We start from the raw sequence: 4445 nt of genomic DNA, 5'->3' as shown, positions 1-4445 counted from the left end.
GTCCCTGAGGCCGTGCTGCTGGCCGCGTTCGCGGGCCTCATGCTCGTCGTGGCCGGCCTGATGACCGTGCGGCAACTACGCAACCGCCGCGGCGCGCCCGGTGGAACCCACGCCGACCGTCCCCGGCTGGACGACCCCATCATCACGTTCAGCCCCACTTTCATGTGTCAGTGCCCGCGAGCCCTCAAGGTGCTCGTCACCGCCACCGCCGTGGGCCTGCTCACCGGGTTCCTCGGTGTCGGCGGCGGGTTCCTCGTCGTCCCCGCCCTGGTCCTCGCCCTGGCGCTCCCCATGGGGTACGCCGCCGGGACCTCGCTGGTCGTCATCACCATCACCAGCGTCGCCGCCCTCGCCACCCGTGCCGGCACCGGCATCGCACCCGACTGGTGGCTCGTCGCAGCCCTCACCGTCACGGCCATCGCCGGCTCGGTCGCCGGTGCCCGCATCGCCGCACGTACCGACACCGCCCGGCTCTCCGCCGCCTTCACCGGCCTGGTCCTCCTCATCGCCGCCTACACCGCCGCGACGGCCATCCCAGCCCTCATCTGACCGATCCCATCCCCCTGCCCGGGCCTGCCACCGATCCCGGGATCCAGACATCCACCGCTCCACACCTGACAGGAACGAGTTCTGCTCATGACGTCGACGGCCACCCGCCGCAACTCAAGTCACACTCTCGAATCCGAGCCCGACGGACTCGGCTACCGCCCCGGCCCCCTCGGGCGGCTCGGCCTGTGGGTCACCCACCACCGCAAGGCGACCGCCCTGGTGTGGCTGCTGCTCGTCGTCGGCCTTGGCGTATTCGCCCCCAAGGTCGAAGCGAACCTGTCCGGCGCCGGCTGGCAGGCCGACGGCTCCGAGTCCGTCGCCGTACGCGAGCTCGCCACCGACAGCTTCGGCGGCAACGCCAGCTCGGCCATCCAGGTCGTCGTGCACAGCACCGACGGCCCGGTCACGGAGGGACGCGGCCAGGACGTGCTCGCTCAGGCCACCGCGCTGCTCGAGGATGAGCCGCGTATCGCCGACGTCATTGCGCCGCAGCCCGGCGCCACGCTGAGCCAGGACGGCGACACCGCCGTCATCCTCGCCGGTGCGGGCGCCGACCCCAATGAGATGGTCCGGGTCGCCGACGACATCAAGGCCGACCTCGAGGCACTGTCCGGTGACGGCATCGAGGTCAACCCGACCGGCGCCTCACTGCTGTGGTCCGACTTCAACGAGGCCAACCTCGACGGGATGCTCAAGTCCGAGATGCTCTCCTGGCCGGTGACGCTCGCCATCCTCGTGCTCGCCTTCGGCGCGCTGGTTGCAGCAGGGCTCCCACTCATCTTGACCCTGTCCGGCCTGGTCGCCTCCGCGGGCTCCCTGGTCCTCATCAACGAGCTCGTGCCTGTGTCGATCTGGGCGATGAACTTCGCCATGATGTTCGCCCTGGCCCTGGGCATCGACTACGCCCTCTTCCTCGTCGTACGGTTCCGGGCCGCCCGAATGGGCCACCACGAGACCCCACGTCAGGCCATCGCAGAGACCATGGACACCGCTGGCAAGGCCGTCCTGCTCTCCGGCATCACCGTCCTCGTCTCCCTGTCTGCGGTGATGCTCGTGCCCTCCCCGGCGTTCCGGTCGATGGCCGGCGGCATCATGCTCGCCGTCACCTTCGTCCTCCTGGCCACGCTCACTTTGCTTCCGCTCGTGCTCTTCAAGCTCGACCACCGCATCAACCGGCTGGCCCTGAGGTGGGTCCACACCGGCGAACACCGCTCCCCGAAGTTCGCCGCCTGGGGCGAGCGCCTCTGGAAGCGTCCCATCGCCTTCGGACTGGCGTCGCTCATCGTCCTGCTCGCCCTGGCCGCCCCGGTCCTCGGCCTCAAGACGGCGATGCCCTCGATCCAGGTGCTGCCCGAGGAGTCCAGCGCCCGCGTCGGCTACGACCAGGTCCAGGACGCCTTCGGGGACGGTGCGCCCGGCACCCTCCAGATCATCGTGGACCGCACCGACGCCAAAGCCACCGCGGCGGCGCTCACCGCGGACGCCGGCATCGCCGGCGCCATGCCCGCCCAGCACGCGGCCGACGACAGCGACCGCGTCCTCATCCAGGCGGTGCCGACCGTGGACCCGTCCGACCCCGAGCTCGGCGCGACCGTCGACCGGCTTCGCGACCACCTGCCCGAGTCCGCCCTGGTCGGCGGGGCCGCCGTGGAGAGCCTCGACCTGAAGACCCAGCTCGACGAGTCGACGCCACTCGTCATCGGCGTCGTCCTGGCGCTGGGCTTCCTGCTCCTGCTCGTCGCCCTTCAGGCCCCGCTCATCTCGCTGCTCGGCACCCTGGCCAGCCTGCTGTCCACCGCCGCAGCGTTCGGCGTCGCCCGCCTGGTGTTCCAGGAAGGCGTCGGCGCGGACCTGCTGGGGTTCGAGTCCCAGGGCTTCCTCGACGCCTGGGCACCAGTGTTCTTCTTCGCGATGATCTTCGCGATCGCCATGGACTACACCGTCTTCCTGCTCGCTTCGGCCAAGGAGCACTACGAGCGCTCGGGCGACCCGCGCGAGGCCATGGTCGGCTCGCTGGCCCACTCCGGACGAGTGATCTTCGCCGCCGGCGCCGTGATGGTCGCGGTGTTCTTCACCTTTGCCTTGTCGGGTCCGCTGCCGCCCAAGGAGATGGGCATCGTGCTCGGCGTCGCCGTCCTGCTCGACGCCTTCCTGGTCCGCCTCGTTCTGCTCCCCGTGATGCTGCGTCTCACCGGTACGGCCGCCTGGTGGAGCCCCCGCTGGCTCACCCGAGCGTTGCCGAAGATCACGTTCTCGCACGGCTGACCCTCCACCGAGACCTCACGGACACATCACACTCCACCCCCTCAGAAACGGAGCACCTCATGTGCCGACCAACCCCATGCAAGACCTGCGGCAGGACCACCTGGGCCGGCTGCGGCCAGCACGTCAGCCAGGTCAAGGCGGGCGTCTCCGCCAAGGACTGGTGCAACGGTCAGCACACGCCGGCCGAGAAGGCGGCCGCCGGTTCCGGCGGCGGCTTCCTCTCAAAGCTCTTCGGCCGCTGACCCCTGATCGGTGGGGGCGCGCACTCCTCCCCGGAACGGCCCCCACCACCTCCACCCACAACCGCATTGAGAGATGCCCCCGACGGCATCCAGAGGTCGCAGGTTTGGATCCTGCCCCCGCTCCAGAGGGTTCAGGCGGATCTCCGGGCCTGAAGGCATCTGGAGACCTGCTCCCAGGGGGGCCGAGGGGCAGCGGATCCTGCGGGCGCAAGGCGGGACGAGGCTCCACGCGTCTACACAGATGGAGCGCCCCTCGCAGTGACTGAGAGGGGCCGCTTCTGTGTGCGCAACCTCCTCAGCACTTCCCAAGCGGCTGCCGAGCCGGTGGCCCATTCCTGCTAATGTCGAGTGAATCACATGACTTTAGGAGGCGGGATGGACCGGGGACTGCACCACGAGCACGACTACGACCTCGAGAGCGCAGAGCGGATCGCGCACAGGCTGACCCGCAGGCAGGTGCTCCGTGCCGGGGCGATGAGCGCCGCCGTGGCCGCTGTCGGTCCGACGCTGGCCCAGTCCGTGACCTCGCGGGCCGCCGCCGATGTACCGGGCATTGCCAAGCCGACCCCCGACTCGCTCTTCATCGCCCGGGGGACCAACGCCGAGATGCGCTGGTCCGCCATGCGCGGCCAGGGCTACCTGACACCGATCGACAGGTTCTTCGTGCGCAACCACACATCGACGCCGCGGATCGACCCCGCGACCTGGCGGCTGCGCGTGCACGGTACCGGCGTCCAGCGCGAGGTCTTCGTCTCGTACGACGACCTGCTCGCGTTGCCGCAGGTCAGCCTGACCCGCTTCATCGAGTGCGCCGGCAACGGCCGCAGCTTTTTCGGCAGCCAGCAGGGAAGGGCGGCGGCCGGCACCGCGTGGACGCTGGGTGCCGTCGGTGTCGCCGAGTGGACCGGGGTCAGGCTTTCCTCCGTGCTGGAGCGGGCCGGCATCAAGCCGAGCGCGCTCGACGTGATGCCCGTCGGGCTCGATGACCAGCAGGTGCGACGCCCGGTGCCGCTCGAGAAGGCGCTCGCCGAGGACACCCTGCTCGTGCTGGGCATGAACGGTCGCAGCCTGCCACCCGACCACGGCTTCCCGGCCAGGATCCTCGTTCCGGGCTGGGTCGGCGTCGCCAACATCAAGTGGGTGGGCTCGATCGAGGTGTCCGAGACACCGCTGACGTCACAGTGGAACACGACCAGCTACCGCATGTTCGGGGCGGCGTACCCCGACTCGCCTCTGGTCACCACGCAAGTCGTGAAGAGCGCGATCGAGCAGCCGCTGCCGGCCGCGCTGCGCCCGGGGCGCAAGGAGCTCACCGGCCGGTCGTGGTCGGCGTACGGCCGGATCCGCCGGGTCGAGATCAGCGTGAACGACGGCCCCTGGCGTGACGCA

General features: G+C 70.1%; 4 protein-coding genes. All 4 read left to right on the top strand.

Features of this window, described 5'->3' with window-relative positions; translation table 11 throughout:
- A partial coding sequence (locus tag VFN12_RS00620) for a TSUP family transporter (protein WP_325116595.1) occupies positions 1 to 549 on the top strand: 549 nt, incomplete at its 5' end.
- An 87-nt stretch (positions 550 to 636) separates the two neighbouring features.
- On the top strand, positions 637 to 2814 hold the full coding sequence (locus VFN12_RS00615; protein WP_325116594.1) for an MMPL family transporter: 2178 nt from the start codon (positions 637 to 639) through the stop codon (positions 2812 to 2814).
- 59 nt (positions 2815 to 2873) lie between these two features.
- On the top strand, positions 2874 to 3056 hold the full coding sequence (locus VFN12_RS00610; RefSeq protein ID WP_325116593.1) for a hypothetical protein: 183 nt from the start codon (positions 2874 to 2876) through the stop codon (positions 3054 to 3056).
- 375 nt (positions 3057 to 3431) lie between these two features.
- Positions 3432 to 4445 (top strand): molybdopterin-dependent oxidoreductase (locus VFN12_RS00605; protein ID WP_325116592.1); only part of this gene is annotated, 1014 nt, incomplete at its 3' end.

Source organism: Nocardioides sp. (assembly GCF_035703625.1).
Taxonomy (GTDB): Bacteria; Actinomycetota; Actinomycetes; order Propionibacteriales; family Nocardioidaceae; genus Nocardioides.
This window is presented reverse-complemented; position numbering and strand designations above follow the sequence as displayed.

Bases quoted from the DNA above. Each gene is read 5' to 3' on its own strand.
- VFN12_RS00615 (WP_325116594.1), top strand. From the start codon at position 637: ATGACGTCGACGGCCACCCGCCGCAACTCAAGTCACACTCTCGAATCC.
- VFN12_RS00610 (WP_325116593.1), top strand. From the start codon at position 2,874: ATGTGCCGACCAACCCCATGCAAGACCTGCGGCAGGACCACCTGGGCC.